The 24,247-nt window shown below is 42.8% G+C and carries 22 protein-coding genes and 1 tRNA gene; 14 read left to right on the top strand and 9 right to left on the bottom strand.

What is annotated here, in order from left to right; translation table 11 throughout:
• The first annotated feature begins 15 nt into the window (after positions 1-15).
• Positions 16-615 (top strand): DUF4468 domain-containing protein, encoded by a 600-nt coding sequence (locus tag BLS28_RS25360; RefSeq protein ID WP_091174329.1) that lies wholly within the window; start codon positions 16-18, stop codon positions 613-615.
• A 130-nt stretch (positions 616-745) separates the two neighbouring features.
• Here BLS28_RS25360 and BLS28_RS25355 read toward each other — a convergent pair whose 3' ends face one another.
• Entirely contained in the window at positions 746-2,056 is a 1,311-nt protein-coding gene (locus BLS28_RS25355; protein ID WP_091174326.1) for an ammonium transporter, read from the bottom strand.
• A gap of 804 nt (positions 2,057-2,860) precedes the next feature.
• Between BLS28_RS25355 and BLS28_RS25345 the strand changes: the two genes are divergently transcribed.
• The gene (locus BLS28_RS25345) at positions 2,861-3,694 is read left to right on the top strand and encodes an energy transducer TonB (protein ID WP_091174320.1); all 834 of its coding nucleotides are present in this window, start codon (positions 2,861-2,863) and stop codon (positions 3,692-3,694) included.
• Between the two features lie 523 nt (positions 3,695-4,217).
• Here BLS28_RS25345 and BLS28_RS25340 read toward each other — a convergent pair.
• Positions 4,218-5,258, bottom strand: coding sequence for a hypothetical protein (locus BLS28_RS25340; protein WP_091174318.1), 1,041 nt, complete (start codon positions 5,256-5,258; stop codon positions 4,218-4,220).
• Between the two features lie 221 nt (positions 5,259-5,479).
• Here BLS28_RS25340 and BLS28_RS25335 point away from each other — a divergent pair, with 221 nt between their 5' ends.
• Positions 5,480-5,857 (top strand): hypothetical protein, encoded by a 378-nt coding sequence (locus BLS28_RS25335; RefSeq protein ID WP_091174315.1) that lies wholly within the window; start codon positions 5,480-5,482, stop codon positions 5,855-5,857.
• Positions 5,858-5,866: 9 nt separating this feature from the next.
• On the opposite strand, the gene BLS28_RS25330 is transcribed toward BLS28_RS25335, so the two are convergent.
• Complete coding sequence (locus BLS28_RS25330) at positions 5,867-6,349, bottom strand: YybH family protein (protein ID WP_091174313.1); 483 nt, start codon at positions 6,347-6,349, stop codon at positions 5,867-5,869.
• Between the two features lie 217 nt (positions 6,350-6,566).
• Here BLS28_RS25330 and BLS28_RS25325 point away from each other — a divergent pair, with 217 nt between their 5' ends.
• Complete coding sequence (locus BLS28_RS25325; protein WP_091174310.1) at positions 6,567-7,631, top strand: cobalamin-independent methionine synthase II family protein; 1,065 nt, start codon at positions 6,567-6,569, stop codon at positions 7,629-7,631.
• Positions 7,632-7,821: 190 nt separating this feature from the next.
• Here BLS28_RS25325 and bla read toward each other — a convergent pair whose 3' ends face one another.
• A complete protein-coding gene (gene bla, locus BLS28_RS25320; protein WP_091174308.1) occupies positions 7,822-8,688 on the bottom strand; it encodes a subclass B3 metallo-beta-lactamase in 867 nt (288 codons plus the stop codon).
• A gap of 194 nt (positions 8,689-8,882) precedes the next feature.
• On the opposite strand from bla, the gene BLS28_RS25310 reads away from it, so the two are divergent.
• Positions 8,883-10,178: a serine hydrolase domain-containing protein gene (locus BLS28_RS25310; protein ID WP_143020870.1), complete on the top strand. Its 1,296-nt coding sequence runs from the start codon at positions 8,883-8,885 to the stop codon at positions 10,176-10,178.
• Positions 10,179-10,226: 48 nt separating this feature from the next.
• Here the strand turns inward: BLS28_RS25310 and BLS28_RS25305 are convergent, their stop codons facing one another.
• Positions 10,227-10,727: a hypothetical protein gene (locus tag BLS28_RS25305; protein WP_091174298.1), complete on the bottom strand. Its 501-nt coding sequence runs from the start codon at positions 10,725-10,727 to the stop codon at positions 10,227-10,229.
• A 208-nt stretch (positions 10,728-10,935) separates the two neighbouring features.
• Positions 10,936-11,373, bottom strand: a complete 438-nt coding sequence (locus BLS28_RS25300; protein WP_091174295.1) for a hypothetical protein — start codon at positions 11,371-11,373, stop codon at positions 10,936-10,938.
• A gap of 319 nt (positions 11,374-11,692) precedes the next feature.
• On the opposite strand from BLS28_RS25300, the gene BLS28_RS25295 reads away from it, so the two are divergent.
• From BLS28_RS25295 to BLS28_RS25260, 8 genes are all read left to right on the top strand, one after another.
• Positions 11,693-12,124, top strand: a complete 432-nt coding sequence (locus BLS28_RS25295; RefSeq protein WP_091174292.1) for a DUF6932 family protein — start codon at positions 11,693-11,695, stop codon at positions 12,122-12,124.
• Positions 12,124-12,651 carry a helix-turn-helix domain-containing protein gene (locus tag BLS28_RS25290; protein WP_091174290.1) on the top strand — a complete coding sequence of 176 codons (528 nt, stop codon included), beginning with the start codon at positions 12,124-12,126 and terminating at the stop codon, positions 12,649-12,651. Before BLS28_RS25295 ends, BLS28_RS25290 begins: the two co-directional genes overlap by 1 nt.
• The gene (locus BLS28_RS25285) at positions 12,648-14,270 is read left to right on the top strand and encodes a KGGVGR-motif variant AAA ATPase (RefSeq protein WP_091174287.1); all 1,623 of its coding nucleotides are present in this window, start codon (positions 12,648-12,650) and stop codon (positions 14,268-14,270) included. Before BLS28_RS25290 ends, BLS28_RS25285 begins: the two co-directional genes overlap by 4 nt.
• A gap of 225 nt (positions 14,271-14,495) precedes the next feature.
• The gene (locus tag BLS28_RS31420; protein WP_256337532.1) at positions 14,496-14,627 is read left to right on the top strand and encodes a hypothetical protein; all 132 of its coding nucleotides are present in this window, start codon (positions 14,496-14,498) and stop codon (positions 14,625-14,627) included.
• Positions 14,628-14,992: 365 nt separating this feature from the next.
• Positions 14,993-17,215, top strand: a complete 2,223-nt coding sequence (gene purL, locus BLS28_RS25280; RefSeq protein WP_091174284.1) for a phosphoribosylformylglycinamidine synthase subunit PurL — start codon at positions 14,993-14,995, stop codon at positions 17,213-17,215.
• Positions 17,215-17,604, top strand: coding sequence for an SMU1112c/YaeR family gloxylase I-like metalloprotein (gloA2, locus tag BLS28_RS25275; RefSeq protein ID WP_091174281.1), 390 nt, complete (start codon positions 17,215-17,217; stop codon positions 17,602-17,604). The genes purL and gloA2 overlap by 1 nt, the downstream gene beginning before the upstream one ends.
• Before the next feature lie 767 nt (positions 17,605-18,371).
• Complete coding sequence (locus BLS28_RS25265; protein ID WP_176844567.1) at positions 18,372-19,031, top strand: tRNA1(Val) (adenine(37)-N6)-methyltransferase; 660 nt, start codon at positions 18,372-18,374, stop codon at positions 19,029-19,031.
• A gap of 62 nt (positions 19,032-19,093) precedes the next feature.
• Positions 19,094-19,585, top strand: a complete 492-nt coding sequence (locus BLS28_RS25260; protein WP_091174273.1) for a metallophosphoesterase family protein — start codon at positions 19,094-19,096, stop codon at positions 19,583-19,585.
• Between the two features lie 41 nt (positions 19,586-19,626).
• Here the strand turns inward: BLS28_RS25260 and rnhA are convergent, their stop codons facing one another.
• Positions 19,627-20,097 (bottom strand): ribonuclease HI, encoded by a 471-nt coding sequence (rnhA, locus tag BLS28_RS25255; protein ID WP_090533387.1) that lies wholly within the window; start codon positions 20,095-20,097, stop codon positions 19,627-19,629.
• 103 nt (positions 20,098-20,200) lie between these two features.
• Positions 20,201-22,297, bottom strand: a complete 2,097-nt coding sequence (locus BLS28_RS25250) for a heavy metal translocating P-type ATPase (RefSeq protein WP_176844566.1) — start codon at positions 22,295-22,297, stop codon at positions 20,201-20,203.
• Between the two features lie 124 nt (positions 22,298-22,421).
• On the opposite strand from BLS28_RS25250, the gene BLS28_RS25245 reads away from it, so the two are divergent.
• Positions 22,422-22,495: transfer RNA gene (locus tag BLS28_RS25245), tRNA-His, on the top strand.
• Positions 22,496-22,561: 66 nt separating this feature from the next.
• Here the strand turns inward: BLS28_RS25245 and BLS28_RS25240 are convergent.
• On the bottom strand, positions 22,562-23,998 hold the full coding sequence (locus BLS28_RS25240) for a sensor histidine kinase (protein ID WP_256337531.1): 1,437 nt from the start codon (positions 23,996-23,998) through the stop codon (positions 22,562-22,564).
• Between the last annotated feature and the right edge of the window lie 249 nt (positions 23,999-24,247).

The following is a 24,247-nucleotide window of genomic DNA, read 5'->3' as shown; positions in this document are numbered from 1 at the left end:
TTTTATATTTGTTACATGAAAAAGATACTATTAGGCTTTGTCGGTCTCCTTTTTTCATCCGGCGCTTTTGCGCAGAAGGATTCACTGGCTTTTGATGAGAATAATAAATACATTTATTATAAAACGGTTGACCAGCCCGGCTCCATTGCAGATTCGCTTTATAGCAGGGGATTGTATTTTTTGACCAAGGCTTATCCTAAAAAGGTGCTTAAACTGGCAAAGGCTGATAAGGATGGCAATGCGCTTACTGGTACGGGTATTTTTTTAGTTAACAAAAAAGGCCTGATGGGTAATAGTGAAGGCGGTGAGCTAAGCTATACGCTTAAAATAGAGGTAAAAGATGGCAAATACCGTTATTGGTTAACGGATTTTGTTTATCAGCCATATCAGCGTAACCGTTATGGTAATGTGGAACATATGCATGGCAAGGATGTCTCCCTGGAAAAGGCGTCGGAAAAATTATCAAAGGTTGATTTTAACGCCTGTTTAAACCAGGTGCTGAGCAACAGCAAGCATGTAGGTGATAATTTAAAGGCTTATATGCTTAAAACCTCGTCGCTTGAAAAGCCGGCGGAAGTTAAAAAAGTAAAAAGGGTATCTACTAAAGAATGGTAATTGTCTTGAGATTGGAGTTGCAGTTTCAGTAAATAATGCGCAAGATGAAATAAAAGAGCCGCACCCTGTAAAGGGTGCGGCTTATTTTTTATGTTGTTAATTGAGTTTAATCAGGTAGGGTAGGATCTGGTTATAGTTCCTCGTCGTGCTGGCTGATGTCAAGACCTGCAAGTTCTTCTTCTGGTGTTACACGCAGTGTGCTGATCATGTCGGTGATTTTTAATAAGATGAATGAGCCGAAGAAAGCGAAGGCTGATACACCTACAAGGGTAATTAAATGAATAATGAAAAGGTGTGTTTCGCCGTAAAATAAACCGTTACCGGTTGTGTTGGCGGAGTTTACGTTTTGGTGTGCAAATACACCGGTTAATAACATGCCTACCATGCCGCCTACGCCATGGCATGGGAATACATCGAGGGTATCATCAATGCTGGTTTTTGTTCTCCAAATCACAACCAGGTTACTTACAACTGCTGCTACGATACCGATAATTAATGAATGGGGAATAGTTACATAGCCCGCTGCAGGGGTGATAGCCACCAAACCTACAACCGCGCCGATACAGGCACCTAACACACCTGGTTTTTTACCGCGAAGGATATCAAAGAACATCCATGCCATAGCAGCCGCGGCTGATGCTGTAGTGGTTGTTGCCAAAGCGGTTGCTGCCAATGTGCCCGAACCCAGGGCCGAACCTGCGTTAAAGCCAAACCAGCCAAACCACAATAAGCCTGTTCCTAATAATACATAACTGATCCGGGCCGGATTGTGTGATGTTTCATTACGGCCCTTTAAATATATGGCTGATGCCAAAGCTGCCCAGCCTGCACTCATGTGCACCACGGTGCCGCCGGCAAAGTCAAGTACACCTTTTCCGAAAAGGAAGCCTTTTGGATGCCAGGTAGCGTGAGCCAAGGGTGCATATATAAACACCATGAACAGGCAAAGGAAAATAACATAAGAGTTGAAGCGGATCCTTTCGGCAAACGCGCCGGTGATGAGGGCCGGGGTGATAACCGCAAATTTTAGCTGGAACATAGCAAATAGTATCAGCGGGATAGTTGGGGCCAGTTCCCAGGTGGCGTTGCCCAATGTGCCTTTCATCATAAAGAAAGTGCCGGGATTACCAATAAAGCCACCAAACTCATCTTCGCCAAAGGCAAGGCTAAAGCCGAATATTACCCATATAACAGTAATTACACCCATACAAACAAAGCTTTGCAACATGGTTGACAATACGTTTTTTTTGCTCACCATACCGCCATAAAAAAATGCCAGGCCAGGGGTCATGATCAGTACAAGGGCGGTACTTACTAATAGCCAGGCGGTATCACCTGTATCAATTTTGCTGTCTTTAATGGTTGTAAGAGTAACTGAAGGGTATAGAAGGGCTAATACAATTACAATTAAAAGTATGCCGAAGGGTATGGATTTTTTCATGTTTTGGGTTTAAGGGAGGAAAAATGAAGGTTTGAATAATACTGCCCGGTATCCAATCAAAAATACCGGACAGCATTAAAACTAAATTTTTTTAAAAAACAATAAATCCTGCATGCTTAATCAGAGCATGAGGGTTGGTTTATTGTTTTTTGCCTACCAAAAATCGTGAAACGGAAAAAGGATGAGCTTGCGGAACCTGGAGAGCTTACTTGTATCCAGTTCGCAAATGAAATCAAGGTATTTAAATTTAATGGCGTAGCCGCCGGGCGTTGCTACAAAGGCCTGTAAAGAATGTGCACCCCTATGCTGGTGTATATTAATAGCGGGCGTGAGCGCATTATTGAGTGTGAATTCAAAATTTAACGGGCGATGATGCGGTATTGTCGCAGATACCGTGGTTTTTTTTGTGGTTTTGTGGTAATAATGGTATAATTCACACTTAGCGGACGCAGTGAAGCCGCTAAAGAGTAAAAAAAATAAGGCGATAAGTTTGTAAAGCCTGTTAACCATATCTAAAAGTAATAAAAAAATAAAATAACTGCATTTTTTTTAAAATATTTTAAGTTTTTGATGATTTGTATATAAAAATTGTTTTCAAATGAATGTTTTTGTGCTGTTTTTATTTAATTGATAAAAAAAATGGACTTGGTTATTAATTTTTAGACAAATTATTATGATTTGATGGTTTTTGTGAGAAAATGAAAATTTGATGAAAAATTAGACGAAATTATTTTCGATAAATTTAGTTTTATACAAAATATAATATAAGCATATTCGTTATAATTGAAATTTAATTCTGAAACTATGCTTATCACCAAATTTGATTTGTACAATGCCGAGTGGCTCGACCTTGTATTTGACCATCGCAACAAAAATTACGGCGCTTATGAATTAAGACAAAGCTATGGACGTACTATGGCAAAATCCATGGGGATCGCCTTTGCAGCAGTAGCCATTTTATCGGCCGCAGCCATTATTTTTAAGGCAAAGCCGAAGCCTGTTTATGAGTTTCATGAGGTGCACCTCAAAACTCCGGTTGATATCCCCAAACCACCGGTAGAGGCTGTTAAGCAACCGGATGCTCCTGCTCCAATGGAGCATCAAAAGCCCGCTGCTCCTGTTGAAACTAAAGGTTTCACCACGCCGCACCTGGTAACAACAGAGCCGCCGACAGAGCCGCCTACAATAGATCAACTAAAGGATGTTGCCATTGGCCCAACTGATGTTAAGGGGCCGAGCGGGGCAGGCAACGTTATCGACTCAAAAGATCCAGGCCCCGGAGGAACCGGAACTGCTAAAGTTGATGATGGCGTTCATACATTAGATGGGCTTGAAGTTATGCCCGAACCCGTTGGCGGGGCTGCAGCGTGGGCCAAGTTTTTGCAAAAAAACCTACGCTTTCCGGGAGCCGCACAAGATGCGGGTGTTTCAGGCAAAGTTCTTCTGAGTTTCATTATTGAAAAAGATGGCGCTTTATCAAATATAAAAGTGGAGCGTCCGGCAGGTTACGGTTTTGATGAAGAGGCAACCCGTGTACTAAAACTGGCAAAGGCCTGGAAGCCTGGTGTGCAAAACGGCCAGAACGTGCGGGTTAGGTACAGTATCCCAATAAGCTTTCAGTTAGCGACAGAAGAATAGGGAATAATTTGCTGTGTGTTTTTAATTAAATGTGTGTTATATAGTAGCTAACTGTTTCGGCCCCGCTTACGCGGGGCTTTTTGTTATCACCAGGCCTTCCGGAAGTTGTTTAAGAACAGATAAAACATTTTTGGTAGAGACGCATAATTGCGTCTCCTGGAGGGATAATCCGATTTCGAAAATATTTCTACTGCCATTAATTGCAAGCGCCAGACGCAATTATGCGTCTCTACATAAAAAATAGATAAAAGCATCATTGCAAATAACCACCCCGGGGAACCCGGAAAAAGTTGCGGTGATGTATAAAATAGGTTTTAACGATGGTGAGCGGGGGCCGCGTTAGTGATAGGAGCGGATACCGGCCAATGAGCATAAGGCCTGCAGGCGTATAAGCGTATAGCACGGCCGCAGGCAACGCCCATATTCATAATATTGATCGGGAAAACACATTTAACGATCAGTAACTTACAGTCGCGGTATTATAAGTAATGAAACTATGAGGCCTTATCTAATAAAATCTTCATCAGGCTGTTTTTAAATAGCCTCTTAATACCTCATTATATAAAGACTGTGCCGAAACTATCGCCGAGTATTTGCCACTTTCTGTTATTACAATAAAAGGATCTTCATTGGCGAACAGGGCGTTTGTTTGCTGCTCATTGTCCCAGTTTTTGTCTATCTGTTTTTTTATCAGTACCGGCTTAAATAAATTATCAAGGTGTACGGTGCTGATATGCTTTGCGCCGCCCGTGCTTTCAATAGTTTGGCCAAGTTCGTTCTGTAATAACTGCTCGGTTAATAATTCGTTAGGTAAACCGGTGGTGGTTGAAAATGCCATCCAGGCGTGGCTCAGGGCAAGTATACCCTGCATCCAGGGCGGTGGCGGCGGAGCATTATAATAACTGCCGGGCGGCAAGACAGCTAAAGGGCCTAATAATGCCCATTGCGCGGCAGCCGCACGGGCGGCATAAAAGGTTCTTAAATATCGCGGGTCTTCTTTTAGCAGCTGTTCCAACAGGTCGCCGGGGCGGGCCCAGCCTAAATAAGTTTGCTCTCTTGCTTCGGCAGTTGCTACAAAAACAATTTTATCGGGCTTTTTAAGGCGGTCGGCGCCGGCCAGCAAAACTAACAACCGGGTTTCCCACCAGGCGTGCCCATCTTCAAGGTCGATCACCGCGACGCCCGAAGAGGTGGCTGCGCGCAGTGTTTCGAGGATATTGGAAGTGCCGCTGTCGGCAACATACTGTCCCCGTACCCCAATATTGGCGGGCACGGTAAAACCCGAATTTGACAGTTGCTGGATTTTTGAAAAGTCGATCTTGAGGTCGCCATAGCCTATGCTGCCCCCGCGCTCAATAACTACATTGAGGATTGCGAGGACGATAGGGAGCAGGCTAAGGATAAAAATACCGATCAAAACGGTGTTATTGGCCGATTCGGCAGGCCAGCCTGTATAAACACGGAGCACCCCGGTGAGCAGCAGGAGTACCAATAAAACAACAACGGCGGTAATGATACTCACCTTTGGCGTAAACGGCCAAAAACTATGATCGCGCGGTTTCATTTATTTCGCCTTTTAATAAATATTAATGATGGTAAAAGCACAATTGTGCTTGTGCAAATCCTAATTGCTGGTTGGTATGGTTTTATTGCTGTTAGATGAATGAAATTAAATATAAATTATTGAAAAGCAATGCGTTGAACCACTTTTTGCGTGTGCGGTTTTTACGTGAATGTAGTATATAATATAGCGAAAACAACTATCTTTAATTCAATAAATTTTTTATGAAAAAGTTAATTCTGACTATATTTTTACTGGGTTTTAATTGTGCTTTTGGTTATGGGCAGGAATATGGGGCAGCTACAAATGCAACAGAGCGAAAGGTATTAAAGCTTATTAATGCTTTACCAGAGGTGCAGCGGGAAAATGAGTTTAGAAAAGCACATAAAAATCCCAGGTTGTTAAAAGCACAAATTGAGGATACACCAACTAAAGAAAATAATTATTACAAGGTATCAATAATTGAAGATCTCGGCTTTCAATTGCGAACTTATGAATGGTACGAAGTTGATGCCAAAACCTTCGCTATAAGGTATTGGGATGTCGCGAACGATAGAACCATGTCATTAAGCGAAATGCGCAAGCTTAAAAGATCTCAATGATAAACAGAATTATTTTGCAACTTCAGGAGCCGCCTGGGCCATTTCCCTTATAGAAACCCAACCGTAGGGGCTGTTTTTATACCTGACAAAAACAGTCATTGATCGCCCCCGGCCTACAGACGGCTTGCCGCCATTTACCGGGGTTGCCCTAAACGCGAATATGCAGGTTTCGATAATGGTGTTGCCATTAAAGGCGGTACTTTCAACCTGGTTCTGGATTAATTCCATCCTGGATGTACGGAACATGGCCTTTAACTGCCGGGCCAGCTGCGCGCGGCCGGTAACCACATTGCTGCCGCCAAAATATTTAACAATATCAGGATGGTGCAGCGCTACAATAGCCTTTACATCACTATGAGCAAAAGCAGCGGCAAAGGCGGCCTTGGTTTTTTCAAGAGCAAGTTTGTCGGCGGCAAGGTTATCGCTTTGGGGTGCTGAGGAGCAGCCGCAAAATATTAAAGCGATGAAAATAAGACAGCGTGATATTTTCATGCCGGTTATTGGTTTTTGATACCAAAATAGCTAATGCTAACGGTATGGGTTTGATGAATTGATGATTGTGTTGGGATAATTGACGAGATGCGGGTTGGGAGGGACGAGAGGGGGCGGATATTGATATAGCGTGCATTGAATCATTATAATTTATTTACCCATAATACTTTACCATAGGTTTCATTTGTTAACTTTATGAATCAATCTTAACCTATATATGAAAATACTTACTGAACCCATCGGGAGCATTCCGCGCCCGGTTTACTTGCAACAAGCCATGGCCGCCTTTGCAGGCGGACAAATTAAAGCCGACGAATTAAACGACCTGTTCGATCGGGCTACGCGGGAAACTATTCAGGAACTGGAAGCAACAGGTTCGCCCGTGATTAGTGATGGCGAGCAATCAAAACCAAGCTTTGTTACTTACCCAATGCAGGGTTTTAAGAACTTTGCTGCTGATGGCGTGGTGATCCCCTTTGCTGACGGGCATACCCGCCAGTTACCCAAACTAACAGCCGGCCCATTTCATTACACTACTTTTGCAAACTCATACCTAAACCAAGCCAAAAAGTATGCTAATTTGCCGGTGAAACAGGCTGTTATTTCCTGCTCGGCCATGAGCCTGCTTTATCCGCAGGAGGGCATCGACGGTTATTCGCGCGATCAGTTCCTTGCCGATTTGGTGAACGATGCGGTGTATGATATCCGCTCATGCCTTGAAAGCGGCGCTTATAATGTACAAATTGATTTTACCGAAGCCCGCCTGGCCATTAAGTTAGATCCCAGCAAACAACTGCTATCGGCTTTTATCGACCTCAATAACCAGGTACTCGACCGCTTCACTGCCGAAGAACAGAAGAAGATAGGCGTACACACTTGCCCCGGCGGTGACCATGACTCAACCCATAGCGCCGATATTTCTTATACGGAACTGCTCCCGCTGCTGTTTAAACTCCATGCCGGTAATTTTTACCTGGAATATGCAGCAGAAAAGGATAAGAAAACGGTGCTTAATGCTATTAAAGAAAACCTTGGAGCAGGCCAGCGGGTATTTCTTGGTGTTACCGATGTGATTAATCCCAAAATAGAAACTGCCGAAGAAGTAAGTGACCTGATCCTGGAAGCCGCGCAGGTGATTCCTGTTCAACAACTGGGGACTACCGACGATTGCGGTTTTTCGCCATTTGGTGATGATACTTCAACTGCGCGGGAAATTGCTTTTGCCAAGATCCGCGCCAGGGTTGAGGGTACTAAGCTGGCGGAGAAGGTATTGGGGAGGTAGAAGGTTTAAATATCTGATACTGGTTCAAGTTTAGCGATAGCGTAACCTGGACCTAAAACAATGTAAGCGTCCTGCTTACGGTTTAAGTTGATATTTTTTTTATGGATTTGGGTTAAGCTAAAAGCTTAACCCATTTTAGGACGAAGTTACGCCGTTGCTAAGCTTTGACCAGTAAACGATTCTTCAAAAATTATTTTAACGCCATTTTCTTATCATACTCATCCTGCAGTTCATTTATTTCATCATAATAATTCTTCTTATCAGCAAAAACCATCGGATTATAAGGGCTGCCTGGCTTGTGCTTGCTGAGGAGATCAAATTGGATACCATGGGATGCTAACCAGAGATCAAATTTCAACCCCTGCATTGCTTTTAAGGTATACGCATAGTCATTAGCGATGTTAGGGTAAGAAGGTATATCTGTGAACTTTTTATTGGTAACGATAGTGGGCATGTTGGCGATCAAAACCCTGTAGTTTCGTTTATTATCTTTTACATCAAATAAATAGCTGCAAGACCCTTTGGTATGGCCCGGATGGTGAAGTATAGTTAGTTTCATGTTACCCAGCTTAATACTATCGCCGTTGTGTAAAATACGGTCTGCTTTTACAGGGTTGAATGTGCGCACATCCCCTTTAAGATCATAATCAGAAAGCCCCCCGTCGGCTGCTACCGCCGCGTCGCCTTCATCTACCATCATTTTGGCTTTTGTGATCTTCTTTATTGCCGCCATAGCGCCCATGTGATCAAAGTGAGCCTGCGTTGTTAAAAGAATTTTTGTGTCTGAAACCTTGAAGCCCAGGGTTTTGATATTTGCTGTGATTTGTGGTTCGGATGACGCAAGCCCGGTATTGATCAGGATATTGCCTCCGGAAGTGGTGATGAGATAACAAGCCAGATCGGTGGTGCCCACATAATAAAGATTGCCCGCGATTTGAAATGGGGGAAACGGCCGGGTCCATTCCGGGTGCTTTTCTGCTGATGGTTCCAGTACCCTTTGTGCCTGGGCTATTAAAGCGTTGCAGAAAAATAATAACAGGATAAGCGTTCGTTTCATTTCATCAATCTTTTAAAGGTGAAAGGATTTATTTATGCGCGCATGGTGCTGCAACAAAAATGCAACAAACTCGAAAGTATTTGCAACATACGCGTAAGTGTTTTTTTTACCGGTAATGTAGCTTTGCCTTTGCGTTATAGCCCCGGCAACAAAGCCCGAAATTTACACTAAACCTAATATCCATTAAATACCCTATGAAAAACACTTATCCATCCGGGCTTTATAGCCTATCGTTTAATGCTTTGAAAATCAGTAAATTAATTACAATTGCGTGTCTGCTGTTTTTTGCCGCCTGTAAAAAGGATGCACCTTCTGTAACTAAAACAAACAACGGTGCAGATACAACCGGTAAAGGAACGGGTACAGGCACCGGTACAGGTACCGGAACAGGCACAGGTGGAGGAACGGGTACCATTATTGATACCCTAACCCCCAGTAAAGTTGCTGTTGCCGCTTTAGATGATGAGGTAAATACCTTTATGACTACTTATGATGTACCGGCGGTATCCGTAGCGATTACCAAAGGCGAAAAGCTGGTTTACCTGAAAGCTTACGGCGTAAGCGATAAATCTAAAGGTACCAAAGCTGTTATTAGCGACCGTTACCGGTTGGCCAGCTGTTCAAAACAATTCACGGCGGTTGCCATCATGAAACTGCTTGAGCAGGGCAAAATAAAACTATCGGACAAAGTATTTGGCGATGGTGCTATTTTAGGTAAAACCTATGGTACTAAAGCCTACGGCTTACACATTACCGATATTACGGTTGATGAATTGCTGCACCACACCTCGGGCGGCTGGGGGAATGAAACAGATGACCCGATGTTCAGTAACCCGACAATGACGACGGCCCAGCTCATTACCTGGACTTTAGATAACCGCCCGCTCGATCATGTACCGGGTACCAATTACGATTACTCTAACTTTGGATATTGCATATTGGGGCGTGTAATAGAAAAAATTACCGGCCAAACCTATGCTGAAGCTGTAAAAACATTGGTTTTAACTCCAATCGGAATTACTGATATGACCATTGGCGGCAACACACTGGCCGATAAACAGGCTAAAGAAGTTACCTATTACGGTCAATCCGGAGAGGATCCTTATGCTTATAATATTACGCGGATGGATGCGCATGGGGGCTGGGTTGCTACCGCTGCCGACCTGGCCAGGTTCCTGGTTTATATTGATAAATTTCCCGTACGGCCAGATATCCTTACCTCGGCTTCGCTAACCACCATGTATACCGGCTCAACTGCAAATGCCGGCTATGGTTGCGGCTGGGCCATTGCAGGCGATAGCTACTTTCACCAGGGAAGCCTGCCCGGTACGGCTACAGAACAAGCCCGTTTGGGTAACGGGTTTAATTTTGTGATCCTGACCAACACACGCAGTTTCAAAGCTAATTTCGATTTTGCCCTTGATCAGATCTTCTGGAAGGCGTACGCCAAAAACCCAACCTGGGCTACAGGGGATCTGTTTCTGAAATAGTTAATTGGCTGCATCCCCTCGCTGGTTGGGAGACCGGTGGGGGATGAATTATTTTTGCTTCAGTTTTGCAAAGAAATCGGTAATAGTGCCAATAACCGCGCATGACGAATTGGCCGGGCAGTTATTAACTACCGGAACATAAAAAATCCTCCTGCTGGCGGCCTGCCCGTCGGGACTTATCTCTATAACATAGGTTTCCTCACTCATACCGCCGCAATTACATTCCCGCTTGTTGATGTTTTCGAAATTTTTTGCGGTCAGCTTGCTCATGAAGTTGTTCATGGTGGCATCCGCTATGTATTTGCCGTTTTCGGCTGATAAAGGTTTACCTATTTGCAGATGCGGTACTTTTTTAAAGTAATAACACTTAGTATCCAAAAGTGCTATGGCCTTAACCTTATGGTCTTTTTTATGATGCGGGTTATACCGGTAAATCACAACCGACTTTGAACTGATGTTTGACGGAGATTGGCTGCCGGTTTTGGCAAATGGGTTCCCTGTGCTTATGATAAGCAGCGCTGTCGATACGATTTTTATAAATATGGACATGGGTTTAAATTGGTGTTTGCTGGTGAATGCCTTTTTTGTGTGCTTTTTAGCTCTTCATTACTCTAATCAACATATCCGCCTTGTGCTTGTGTCTGGCATCAGAAGGGTGGAGGTTATTGTAAGGCGTGTTTAGTTTGAGTTGAATAAAATTAGGGAATTGTTGGGGGAATGGCAATTGTTGGTTGTTAGCATCTTATTTCACAATAAATCAAAACTTCAAAATAAATAACCACTTGTGGTCTTTCTTTTTGAAATAATAGATTATACGACGCTGACTGTTTAGTGAATCATATGCTATCGTATCAGCATTAATTTTCATTAGGTTTTTGCCAATGATTTGGCATTCCAGTTTGGGTTTTAGATCAAAGGCTTCAAAGAAATCCCGGATCCTGGAAAACTCTTCTCTTTTATATCCAAGCCAGCCTTCGGATTTTAAAAAACTAACGCTATTGAGCGAGCCATCTTTGTCAAAGTTTTCGATACTTTTTATATGGTAATTATTCTTTTTGTATCTTATTGACTCATTTAAAGGAGGTTGTGGAAAAATTTTTTCTACCACAATAGCTGTTGTTCGCTCTTTAACCTGAATCTTATGCGGTTCGCCGAATAAGATGATTGTTAGTAGAAATATCAAATGGTTTTTCATCCTTTGGTTTGTTGGTACCCTGTAGCTTCATGATATGCTAAGTTATTTAAAATGCTTTACAAAGTCACGAGTACACCACGCTTCTTGCCTGCGCTGCATACTCGCGCCAGTTGGGGTTTAGTTTGAGTTGAATAAAATTAGGGAATTGTTGGGGGAATGGCAATTGTTGCACGGAGATATAGTAATGAAAAAGAGGTTGAATAATAAACACCGGTACCAGCACGGCATCAAAAGGCTCGTTTTAGTAGAATTTATCCAAACAATTTTGTTGTGTTATTCGTATAAGATAGTATCTTTGAACAAAAACCAAGTTTAATTAATGATTCCCGAACTCGCCGAAAATGGCATATTGCCACCAGGAATTCATATTTGCGAGATTAAAGAACTGGAGGCCAAGTTCGTTTATAATTTACATAGACGTAATCTATATAATGGTTTAGTGAGATTAGTGCAAGATTTAAAAAGTATTAACGCACAAGCTATTTACGTCGACGGCAGTTTTGTTACCGCCAAATTAATGCCTGGTGATATTGATGTGTGTTGGGATGAAGGTACCGGCACTGGCTATGAATACGAGCTAGCCAATCTTCCAATTCTGTTTAATAGGCAATTAGCCAAGGCGCGATATTTAGCCGATATTTTCCCGGCGGCGATCATGGAGCAAGGTTCTAAAAAATTATTTATCGATTTCTTCCAAATAGATAAACAAACGGGAGAGCAAAAAGGTATTTTAAAAATAAATCTATTCTGATGATAAAGAATCAAAAACAAGCAGCACTTACTAAGGAAAAACTAAAAGTGCTTGAAAAGGATAGAATCGCCTTTATGGCTGATGCAAAAAATAAGACGTCCGCGGAATTGATCCTAGGTTTAAATTCTTTTGATGCATTAATAGACGATATGAAGGCTGAACTTCACGAGTTTGATGAATTGACAAAAGGTAATTTACATATCATATCTGCAAAATGCTTAGATGATATACATAAATTATTAATAGGGGCTAGAATTGCGCAAAAAATCACTCATCGCGAATTGGCAGATCGAATTGGAATCCAAGAACAACAAATACAGCGTTATGAAGCAACGGATTATGAATCTGCAAATCTAGCTCGACTAAGAGAGGTTGCTTTGGCATTGCAAATTAGATGCTATTTTGAAAAAATCATCTTTATAAGCATTGAACCCGAGTTTAATTTACCAGATCATATTACTCCAGAGAACGTTGCGATTACAGAAGATCAAATAAGAGAACGGGGCGCTTTACTTTGCATCGAATGAAAACAATAACATTTTATTCCTACAAAGGCGGAGTTGGACGTTCATTAGCATTGACCAATATCGCCGTTCGCCTTTCAGAAATAGGACAGCGCGTATGCATCGTTGATTTTGATCTTGACGCACCAGGCCTTCATTTCAAGTTCAAGAATTATGAACTAGCTAATCCAATAAATCGTGGCATAGTTGATTATATCCATCTATTTTCGTCAGAAAAAGTCATTGATCAGGATTTGGAATCATACGCTGTAATACTAGAGCCGGCGGCTAGTGTTTTCCAGCCAATTACTATGATACCCGCAGGAAATATCGATTCTCCGGAGTATTGGAAAAAACTGTCCATGATTAATTGGTCTGATTTGTTCTACGCTGAAAATGCGTCTGGAGTTAGTTTTTTCCTTGATTTTAAAGCCAAAATAGAAAAAGTATTCAAGCCTGATTTTTTATTGATAGATTCCAGAACTGGAATAACAGATATTTCAGGGATTACGCTCCGTTTGCTTGCAGAACAAGTAGTTATACTATGTATCAACAATAAGGAAAATCTTTTTGGTAGTAAAAAAATTATCAAAAGTTTAACAAATCCAAATAACGCACTTTTTGGTACGACACCTAAAATCAATTTTGTTTTAAGTCGAGTTCCTTTTGGCCCCAATGAAAAAGAAAAAGAATTCTTGATCGTCGAAAAACTTAAACATGATTTTAAAACTGATTTTAACCTTCCTGAATTTGACGTGTCAGTTATCCATTCTGACAAAAGAATAGAAGAGGAAGAGAGTTATTTGTCATCCCCTCATTATGATTATCAGCCAGGGTCGATTTCCAATGATTATCTAAAACTGTTTGAGACTATAACCGGAGATCAACTTCACCTGGATGATCGCTTCCTTACTTCCAAGCGCGCGGAAGTGGAATTTCACAAAAGCAATATTGAAAGTGGCATGAAAATGAAAATGCAACATATAAATAAGGCTATTGAGTTAGACAGTAGTAAATATGCGTATTATATTGCTCGTGGTGTTTTGTACGCACAACAAGGGAATGCATCGATGGGTATTGATGATCACTTGAAAGCCTTGGAGCTGAACCCTGTGTCTCCTCATATCAGATTTAACCTGGGATTGCTTTATATGAATTTAAAACAATATGATGAAGCACTTAAATACTTGCGTTCAGCTGAACGTTATGGACCCATTGTGTTTCTTAACATAGGGTTAATCTATGCACGATTAAGGAAACCAGATAAGGCGATCGATGCATTTGACAAAGCTTTAGCTTTACATCCATCTTTCGATATGGCTTTAAATGGAAGAGCAGATCAATACCGAAGTAGCAAACAATTTCAACAAGCGTTAAGTGACATAACAAAAGCGATTGAACTGAATTCGAATCAGCCGATTTTTTTCGCGACACTAGCTGAAATTTATGCCGATATGGATAAAATAGAAGAATTCTATTTGAATTTAGCGATAGCGTTGTCCAAAGGATTAAAGACATCTAATATGTATTATGCAAGAGAAGTGTACGAGCGTTTTTTTAATGACGAAAGATTTATCGCGTTAATATCAAAATATGATATGAATATAGATGACTTCCAAATTGATCCCGAACAATATATTTGATTTATCCATTTACAAACGCAAGCAAATTCAAAACATAGCACATTTACCACAGGGCACAGCTCCCCAACTGGCGCGAGTATGCAGCTCTGGCAAAAGCGTGGCGTACTCGTGACTTTTATACAAGGTAAGTTATAAGATGAGCCTGATTAGAGAAAACACGAGCACCAGACCACCGTTCCCTGCTGCATAATCGCGCCAGCAAAAGAAATTTAATGCCTTGTCTTAATGAATTTAAGCTATAACAATGGTGTCGCTATTCTGTCAGTACCTTTTGCAACTAAAGCGCTGATTGCAGAAAATCTCCAAAAAATCATAAAAATGAGTGAAATAGATGGGGATGAAAAATCGATGGCTTGATCCCGTTTTTTACTCATGAAAGTTTTATTTACTGATTATGAGTTATTTAATGGTGTTTCGGGTGAAATGATAGTTGTTTGATTATCAAAGTGTTTCAATAAAAAGGTGTCCCGCGTTTTCACACTCAAAATCTGGAACATGCCCATTTTAAAAAAAAGGACGCCGGAGATTTTTTTATTTTTTTTTGGGGAATCAAAAAAATTGGGACAGCCGCTTTGTTACAATTGAATGCCTCAATTTATGCAATTATCTGCTCGTACCTTTCGCCTTTCAGCTTCTACCTTTCACCTAAACCTAAACTCCCTTTCGCCTTTCCCTCAAAAATTCATACTTTTGCGCATCCTTTCAAATAAAACAATATTACATTGGAGCACCAGGAATTAACCACCGTTGAAACCGCTAAAGATCTGGGCCTTTTACCCGAAGAATTTGCACGTATAAATGAAATATTAGGGCGTGTGCCCAACTTTACCGAGCTTTCTATTTTCTCGGTTATGTGGAGCGAGCACTGCTCATACAAAAATTCAATTACATGGCTTAAAACTTTACCAAAGGATAGTCCGCGGATGCTGGCTAAGGCAGGTGAAGAAAATGCCGGTCTGGTTGACCTTGGCGATGGCATAGGCTGCGCCTTCAAAATCGAATCGCACAATCACCCTTCGGCCCTTGAACCGTACCAGGGCGCCGCGACAGGCGTGGGCGGTATTAACCGCGATATTTTCACCATGGGCGCAAGGCCAATCGCACAGCTTAACTCATTACGGTTTGGCGACTTAAGCCTCGACAAAACCAAATGGTTAGTTAAAGGTGTGGTTAAAGGGATCAGCCACTATGGTAACGCTTTCGGCATCCCAACTGTGGGCGGCGAATTATTTTTTGACGATTGCTATAATGTTAACCCGCTGGTTAACGCTATGTCGGCCGGTATTGTTAAGGCCGGCGAAACCGTTTCTGCTACATCATATGGTGTAGGTAACCCGGTTTATATAGTTGGTTCGGCTACAGGTAAAGACGGGATCCACGGTGCCGCCTTTGCTTCTAAAGATATTACCGAAGATTCGGTGAACGACCTTCCTGCCGTACAGGTAGGCGACCCTTTCCAGGAGAAATTGTTACTGGAAGCTACCCTTGAGGTTATTAAAACCGGTGCAGTTGTTGGTATGCAGGATATGGGCGCTGCCGGTATCATCTGCTCAAACTCAGAAATGAGCGCCAAAGGCGAGCACGGTATGCGTATCGACCTGGACAAAGTGCCAACCCGCCAGGATCATATGAAACCTTACGAAATCCTGCTTTCTGAATCACAGGAGCGCATGCTGATCGTGGTTCACAAAGGTCGCGAAAAAGAAGTTGAAGACATTTTTGACAAATGGGACCTTAACTGCGCCATTATTGGTGAAGTTACTGATACCAAACGTTTGGAGTACTTTATGCACGGCGAAAAAGTTGCCGATGTGCCTGCCGATGACCTTGTATTAGGCGGCGGTGCCCCGGTTTACCAGCGCGAATACCGCGAGCCTGCATACTTTGCCGAAAACCAGAAATTCAATATAGACGACGTTGCCGAGCCTGCAAACCTGGTTGAGGTTGCAGAGCATTTGGTTGGCCATCCTAATATTGCTTCAAAACGTTGGGTAACCGACCAGTACGATAGCATGGTAGGTGTACAAACTATGACCGCCAACCGTTCATGCGATGCTGCCGTTGTTGCCGTTAAAGATACCGATAAAGCTATCGTATTAACTACCGACTGTAACTCACGCTACGTGTACGCCGACCCATATAAAGGTACTGCCATTGCCGTTGCCGAAGCTGCACGTAACATTACCTGTGCCGGTGGCGAGCCGGTTGCTATTACCAACTGCTTAAACTTTGGTAACCCTTACATTCCTGAAGTTTACTGGCAGTTTGTAAGCGCTATTAAAGGTATGGGTGATGCCTGCCGCAAATTTGAAACCCCGGTTACCGGTGGTAACGTGAGTTTCTATAATCAGTCTGCTGACGGTGGTTCGGTATTCCCTACACCAACTATTGGTATGCTTGGTGTAATGGACAACGTTGAAAACATCATGACTGCCGACTTTAAACAGCCTGGCGATTTGATCTATCTGATTGGCGAATCTGTTAATGATATTGCTTCGTCGCAATACCTGGCTTCATGGCATAAAATAACTAAAGCACCTGCGCCGCATTTCGATATCGATAAAGAATACGATATGCAGCAAACCGTTAAGGAACTGATCAAACACAAAGTGGTTGAATCGGCTCATGACGTTGCTGACGGTGGTTTATATATTGCGCTGTTAGAGTCGGCAATGCCTAACGGACTTGGTTTTGATATAGCTACTGATGACAGCATCCGTAAAGATGCCTTTCTGTTTGGCGAGGCACAAGGCAGGGTAGTGGTAAGCGTTGCACCGGAAGAGGAGGAACGTTTTGTTGAGGTAATGGCTACCAGCGAGGTTGAGTTTACCCTGCTGGGGACTGTAACCAACGGTGCTTTAACTGTTGATGAAGAAGCCTTTGGCCATGTTACCGACCTGAAAATGGTTCACGCCAATATCCTTCACGGTATTTTAGGCGAATAATGTTAAAACTTAACCGGGTACATCATATAGCTATCATTTGTTCGGATTATGCAAAATCCAAACGGTTTTATACTGAGGTGCTTGGTTTAAAAATAGTTCGTGAGGTTTATCGCGAACAACGACAATCATACAAGCTTGATCTGGAAGTGGGTGACCTCTATCAGATCGAGCTTTTTTCTTTTCCCAATCCGCCTGCACGTTCTTCGCGTCCTGAAGCGGCAGGTTTACGTCATTTAGCTTTTGAGGTTGATGATTTGGATGAAGCGGTAGCACATATCTCTTCTTTTGGTGTGGATATTGAACCTATCCGCATAGATGAAACCACCGACAAACGCTTTACGTTTTTTGCCGATCCGGATGGTTTGCCGCTGGAGTTGTATGAGCGATAAAGGACGTCTAACTATATTCTAAGATAGAAAGTCGTGCCGAATTTATTTCGGCATCCCACGGGAAGTGTCTACTTCGTTTTTAAAAATAACTTTTGTTGTTATTAACTATCATCGGCCCGCTCAATTGCCGCGGGTTGGCTTTGTTCTTTTGTCTTGATACAAAAGAACCAAAAAATCAAGTCAGCAGATAGGCTTCTTTGCCGCACTGGCCACCCACACATGCCTTTGCTTGGTCTTTGCCCTGCAAAACGGGCAGAACCACGGGCTGCAATTATTTTGCCCTGCCCGCGCTTGCCCAATGCTTCTGCAAAAACTTGCTATGCCCCTGCAACCGCACAGGCCACCATTGTTCTGCCCGCTTTCACCCGAAGCTTACCTGCTGACGGGGAGGGGAAAAGATTCAGGAGATCAAGATGCAAGAGACAAGAAAGAGGTGGGAAAGAGAAGCGAGAAATCGATATACAAGCAGTAAGTCAACTGCTTCCTTAGGAGAAAAAAATAACCTTACGATTCCCAAACCAAAAGCGGGTAAAGGCCCGGCAAAAAAGCGGGCCAGGGAGTATGGCCTGTGGGGGGAAGCATTTTTTTGCCTTGATGTTTGGTTACTTTGCATCTAAGGTAAAGTAACTGGCCCCGCCCGGCCAAGAGGGCGACGATGTAAGTTATATAGTAGAAATATCTTTAAAACCCAACCAACAGAATAAAACAATAACTTCGCCCTCATGTTCCGTTTCAAACAATTCAGCGTTGATCAAGCCGGCTGTGCCATGAAAATTAATACCGATGGGGTATTGCTGGGTGCAATCGCAGGTGATGGTCATCCGTTAAACATACTTGATATTGGCACCGGAACAGGTGTAATAGCCCTGATGCTCGCACAACGTTTCACGGATGCCAAAATAGACGCAGTTGAAATTGACGAACAAGCAGCAGCTACGGCCAAAAGCAATTTCGGCAATTCGCCATTTAAAAACAGGTTAACGCTTTACGCAAATGGGTTTGAACAGTTTTTTGAAGATTATCCTGAAAAAAGATATGACCTTATTGTATCTAATCCTCCGTTTTACATCAACTCCCTGCAATCGCCGGGAGTTAAAACAAATTTAGCCAAACATGCTGCTGATGGCTTTTTTGAAAAGTTGATATCGGTAGTCGCAACGCAGCTTACAGAGCAGGGCATTTGCTGGCTGATACTGCCTGTAGATACTTCGGCACTGGTGAAAAATCTCGCCTTACAAAGCGGTCTTTATCTGCAAAAAACAATTAGCATTCACTCCTTTAAGGATGATACAGCGCACCGGGAAATTCTTGCTTTCGGAAAAAACAACACGCATATGATAACCGGTAAATTTGTAATCTACAGCGAACCAAATGTATATACGGAAACGTACCGGGGAGTGCTAAAGAATTTCCTGACGATATTTTAGCCCGCCTCGAATCTTAATTCTTGGCTCTTAACTCTTGACTAATTAAATCCTAACTTTGCCCCATGACCCGCATAGGCCTCATTTCCGATACCCACAGCTACCTTGACGATGCCGTTTTTAAACATTTTGAAAACTGCGACGAGATTTGGCATGCCGGCGATTTTGGTACCATTGAACTGGCTGATAAACTTGCTGCTTTTAAACGTTTAAAAGGCGTATACGGCAATATAGATGATAAAGACGTACGTATAGTTTACCCCGAACATTTACGCTTTAAATGCGAAGAAGTAGATGTATGGATGACCCATATCGGGGGCTATCCCGGCAGGTACAGCCAAAATATCAAGGCTGAGATTTACAGCAATCCGCCTCAATTATTTATTACCGGCCATTCGCACATATTAAAAGTGATGTTTGATAAAAAGATCAACTGCCTGCACATGAACCCCGGCGCTGCCGGTAAGCAGGGCTGGCATAAGGTGCGTACGTTGTTGAGATTTAATATTGATGGTGACAAGATCCAGGATCTGCAGATAATTGAATTGGCGGGGTGAAAGTTTTGATGTAGAGACGCATAATTGCGTCTCCCGCAAAGCTAAACCATCCCCGCCCTTGCATTCTCCGCCTCAAAAACCGAATCAATGAGCAGGGGAGGGCGTTTACCAGCAGCTACTGCCAATTGGTCGCAACGCTCATTTTCGGGGTGCCCGTTATGCCCACGCACCCAGGTGAATTTAATTTTATGAAGCTTGCTGATCTCCAAATAGCGCATCCACAGATCTTTGTTTTTTTTGCCTGCGAACCCTTTTGCTACCCAACCATTAACCCAGCGTTTTTCGATAGCGTCAATAACATATTTGGAGTCGGAAAAGATCATTACATTTTGATTGGGCGCTTTCAGCGCTTCCAGGCCTTTGATCACAGCAAGTAGCTCCATCCGGTTATTGGTAGTTTTCCGGAAACCTTCGGATAGCTCTTTATAATGCTGTCCCGAACGCAAGATCACACCATATCCACCCGGTCCCGGATTTCCGCTTGAAGCTCCGTCTGTAAAAATCTCGATCATATCTTAAGTCCATGGACGATAGTTGATAGTCCATGGCAAAAGTAAGAAACTTTAAATCATACGTTGCATTGATCTAAAGCAAATAGAAACTATGGGCTATAGACTATGGTCTATCGACTTTCTTAATCTTCAGTCTCAATGAGTTCCCAATCACTACCACGTCCGAAAACGCCATGGTGAGTGCGCCAACCATAGGATTAAGGAAACCCATTGCTGCCACAGGGATAGCTATGATATTATAGGCAAAGGCCCAAAAAAGGTTTTGTTTTATGGTAAGCAGCGTATGCCTGCTGATCTGTAAAAACTTGATCACCGAATGCAGGTCGGTATTTAATAATACTACATTGGCCGACTGAATTGCCACCTGACTGGCATCATTCATTGATATGCCAACATCGGCATGGGTTAGGGCAGGAGCATCGTTAATGCCGTCACCTATCATAATGGTTTTACCTTTTTGTTTATAAATGTCAATCACTTTCAGTTTTTCTTCGGGAAGTTTTTCGCCATGAACCTCTGTGATACCTAATTGATGAGCTACGCTAAGACAACGGTCTTTTTTATCACCGCTCAACAGTACCGGGATAATACCCATTTGTTTAAGTTGAGTTATAAGCGTGGCGGCTTCAGGTTTTACCTGATCATCGACAGCAATTTGCGCCATCAGTACCTGGTTTTTATACAGCACAATGTTGAAATTGGCTTGGTGGTTGGTTTTCGCTGTACCCAAAAAGTAATTATTGCCGTGGATATCTTCTGCACGCATACCCAAGCCTTTTTCTTCTTTAACCGATTTTAAAATGAGCTTTTGCTGTGGTAATTCTTTTAAACCGTTTACAAGCGATTTGGCTATCGGATGATTACATCGCTCCTCAATGGCAGTGATCATGCCCCTGATGTGTTCTATATCCGCACCATTCTCAATCCTGATCTCATTAACGGTAAACTTGCCGGTTGTAAGTGTGCCTGTTTTATCAAAAACTACATATCTGGTATTAGTAACGGCTTCAATCGTATCTCCGCCTTTTACCAGGATGCCGTTCTTAGCCGCCCGGCCTAAACCAACCATAACAGCAGTGGGCGTGGCTAAACCCATGGCACATGGACAAGATATAACCAGCACAGCAATAGCATTCATGATAGCATGTTGTAAACCCGAACCGCCAACAAAGTAAGTGAGCATAAAGGTGGTCAATGCTATCAGTATTACCGCAGGGACAAATACAGCCGCAACCTTATCACCGAGTTTTTGAACAGGTGGTTTAGCCGCCTGGGCTTTCTTCATCAAGTCGATGATCTGCGCAAGAATGGTATTTGAGCCAACACGGGTTGCCAGCATATGGAAATTGCCATTAAGCAATATAGTACCGCCAATAACCTTATCGTATTTTTGTTTTTCAACCGGGATACTTTCGCCTGTGAGCATGGCCTCATTAACCGAACCCTGGCCTGAAAGGATCTCGCCGTCAACAGGTATTTTATCGCCTTCATTAACCAGTAATGTATCACCAGGGCGCGCCTCTTTGGCATTGATTATTTCAACGCTTCCATTTATGATGCGATTGGCATTCACTTCCTGAAATTTGATGAGGTCTTTTACAGCCGAGGTAGTTTGACTCACCGAACGTTTTTCGAACACATTACCTAACAACACCAGGGTAATAATGGTGGCGCAAGTTTCGTAAAACTGGTATTGAGGGCCGAGGTTTTGTATTGTGCCGATAAGGCTATATATAAATGCCGATGTTGAGCCCACAAAAATGAGCACATCCATATTAGGGACACCTCCCTTTATTGAACTAATGGCGCTTTTGCCAAAGTGTAAACATCCAACTATAAAAACCGGAAGGCATAACAACAATTGAATTATGGGCTGATGCAGAAAATGCCAGGGTAATATCATGTGCAGCAAAAGTGGTGCGGTAAAGATGGCGCAGAAGATAAATTTGTTTTCTACCCGTTCGTAAAACGGTACCGAATGGGTGCTGAGATCCTCGACAACTTTAAAACCTAAACTTTCTATCCCTTTTTTTATTTCAGGCAGCCGGGTTTCATCGTTGGTTGAAAATTTTACCTCTTCGCCGGCAAAATCAACCAGGATATTGTGTAAACCTTTTTTTTCGAGGAATTTATGGACGGACATTGCGCAATTATTACAATGCATGCCGGTCACATTTAGTTCTATCAATTGCTCAGCCATAGTTACAAAAATACTTATTAAGCATAATCATTCTAAATTAAACGGGTAAGCTTAATGTAATTTTAAAAAAGAGTTTGCAATTAACCGGGAGATTTCTATTTTTGCACACTCGAAAAACAAAACGGTAGGCATAGCTCAGTTGGTTAGAGCACCAGATTGTGGTTCTGGGGGTCGTGGGTTCGAGCCCCATTGCTTACCCGCTTTTATAGGGCTCATTTACATACGTAAATGGGCCTTTTTTTACGCCCATATTATGGCTCATTATTACCTGGCACGGTCCGGCAGGTTGGGCACCTGTTCAGACAGGGGGAGAAAAATAAAAAAACTGGAACCTGTTCCGACAGTGCTTTCATAATTAAGCCTGCCGCCCTGGCGTTCCATGAAATCTTTACAAAGCACCAAGCCGAGGCCAATACCCCGTTCGTTTTCTGTACCGTAAGCGGGTTCGGTAACCGGAGAGAAAAGACCTGCTCTCTTGTCCGATGGTATACCAACTCCATTGTCGTTTACTTCTAGCTTACAATCAGCACCGGATATGCTTCCACGGATTAAAATGAGACCGTTCGGTCGGGTAAATTTGATCGCATTGCTGATCAGGTTGCGGATCACCAGCTCAAGCATGTCTTTGTCGCCGGTCGCGGTAAGCCCGGATGCAATGTCCCATCTAAGATCTATCTTTTTTACTGCAGCCAATGAACGTTCCATTTCCAGTGTTGGCAGGAGGGTACCCAGCAAGTTAAGCGCGGTGAGGTGAACAACGGGGCCTGTCATTTGTGTCCTTGACCAGTTTAACAGGTTAGACAACATGTTGATCGTATCGCGGGTGGCGTTTTTCAAACTGTTTTCCAGCATTTCCCTATCCTGGCTGTCCAATTGATCCTCGCTTAATAGTTCCAGATAATTTTGGATATTGATCAGGGGCGCTCGTAGGTCATGTGAAATGATCGACATAAGTTTGCTCTTTTCTGCGTTGCTTTTTTCAAGCTGTTCTTTGTGTTGCAGCATTTGCTCGTTTCTTAATTCGATGGACTTCGTTTTTTCCGATACCTCGCTTCTTTCTTTATCATAATTTTTCCTGATAAATTTGATTATGATATAAATCGCCAGCACAGGAATGGGAAACGCCGTGATCCGGTCAAGGACCTGGCCCTCGCCCTGCACGAAAGGATGGCTCACCAGGGAAGGATCGAGGTATTCGGCCAAGTGGATCAATATAAAAACGATGACATATGTTGAAAGCCAGGCAAGGTGCTGCCGGTATGGCGAGATGGCAAACACGAGTAACAAGTAAGACGGCCAGATGAGGTCTGTGGAACCGCTGATGCCGGCGTTGGAAAAATAGTTTACTGAAAATATGAAAAGTCCGGTTATTCCGAATATGACATTACTATGCGGTTTGCTCCTGAATCTGGAGAAATAGAATTGATGTAGGAAAACGGTGCCAATCAACAGGCATGATACAGCTGCTACTTTCAGACCCGCGACAAGATTGTATGGAATATAACAGGCGGCCAAAACCATCAGGCTTAGGCTGATTGAATGAAATATACGTGATTCAAGCGAGAAATTTGAGGAATCGCCAATTAATGAGTTCCACAAGTGAGGAATACGTCGGCAGTACCGAACAAAGAAGTAGTTTAATTTAGGGTTTTGCATGATGAACAGGTACTTGGAGCGCAAGAATACACTTCTATACGCCATTTATTTTAAAAAGTTGTTTATGTGAGATTCAGGCCCCCGGGTTGTTTTTATTTTTTCTGATATTGTTTGTCGGATAATGACATATCATTGCTTTTCATTACCTGATTAAAAACCCGGCCATGTACGGCCACTTCATCGATAAGTAAAATCAGATACTGGAAGCTGCCTTTTCGAAAATTTTTGACAGGAGTGACCTCGGCGTAACATTACTGGATCGTCGCTTTAAGATCCTCTACCGGAGCCCGGCTG

The sequence above is a fragment of the Mucilaginibacter gossypii genome (assembly GCF_900100945.1).
GTDB lineage: Bacteria > Bacteroidota > Bacteroidia > Sphingobacteriales > Sphingobacteriaceae > Mucilaginibacter > Mucilaginibacter gossypii.
The sequence above is the reverse complement of the archived record's forward strand: the minus strand, read 5'-3'. Positions and strand labels throughout refer to the sequence as shown.